This window comes from Gordonia heveisoli, from assembly GCF_030315745.1.
Classification (GTDB): Bacteria; Actinomycetota; Actinomycetes; order Mycobacteriales; family Mycobacteriaceae; genus Gordonia.
This window is the reverse complement of the sequence record NZ_JASXSH010000057.1, coordinates 1-534: the sequence shown is the minus strand read 5'-3', so window position 1 is coordinate 534 and position 534 is coordinate 1. Positions and strand designations below refer to the sequence as shown.

General features: G+C 65.0%; 1 protein-coding gene. It reads right to left on the bottom strand.

Annotation, left to right across the window (positions count from 1 at the left end; translation table 11 throughout):
* Positions 1-2: 2 nt before the first annotated feature.
* The coding region (locus tag QSJ18_RS20125) for an HNH endonuclease signature motif containing protein (RefSeq protein WP_286328428.1) at positions 3-534 on the bottom strand (532 nt) is incomplete at its 5' end.

The following is a 534-nucleotide window of genomic DNA, read 5'->3' as shown; positions in this document are numbered from 1 at the left end:
GGTTACTCAAGGCTGATTCCGAGGTGTCCGGCGAGGTAGGCCTCGACGGTTGAGTTGTTGGCGGAGATGATCTCGGTGTAACGGAGTCGGTCGCGGATCGGTGGTCGGTCCACGGTGTCTGCGGTGTCTTCGGTGTCTGTGGTGTTGGGGGTGTCGGCACGGTCGGGTGGACCGTGGATGGTGTCGCGTACCTGTGTGAGGTGTTGTGCGAAAAGGTGTTTGATGTCGGGGAGTCGGTGCACGCGTGCCGGGTTGGGTGGTGCGCCGGGTGCACTGTTGCGTCGCCACCAGGTGCGTCCGGCGTCGGGGCCGGTGTCGTGAACACCGGTGGTGTAGTCACCGATCCGGGAGCTGACCATCCGGTTGTGTTTGGGGCAGGTGGGGGTGAGTTCGGTGATATCGGTGTAGCCGCCGTGGGCGTAGTCGCGGCGCGAGTGATGCATTTCGACCTGGGTGGCGGGTTGATCGCAGCCGGGTGCCGAGCAGCATTCACCGTCGGGGCGGGCGAAAGACACCAGGCGTTGCGGGGTGGTG